Below are 230 nucleotides of genomic sequence, written 5' to 3'. Positions count from 1 at the left end.
CTGTTGTTTTCATGGCTGGGCGCAAACGTGTGCACGATGCTGTGAATGGTGTTGATCCCGCGTTTTTGGTAGCTGCGAAGGATCCTGGCACCTGCACGAAAGCCCCATTTGTCATCCTCGAAGATGGAAAAACGGCCATCACTGCCCACTTGGCCGCGCCAGTTGTTGCGGGTGCTGAACTCAATATTTAGTGGGTTGTTGTTGCGGATACCCCGCGGTTGTCCGGTTGT

The 230-nt window shown here is 54.3% G+C and carries 1 pseudogene; it reads right to left on the bottom strand.

Going from position 1 to position 230, the window contains the following annotated elements:
- A pseudogene (locus ABT56_RS24335) lies at positions 1–230 on the bottom strand (virion protein); the annotation flags it as partial.

Origin of the sequence: Photobacterium aquae, from assembly GCF_001029445.1 — a bacterium.
GTDB classification, from domain to species: Bacteria; Pseudomonadota; Gammaproteobacteria; order Enterobacterales; family Vibrionaceae; genus Photobacterium; species Photobacterium aquae.
The sequence above is the reverse complement of the archived record's forward strand: the minus strand, read 5'-3'. Positions and strand labels throughout refer to the sequence as shown.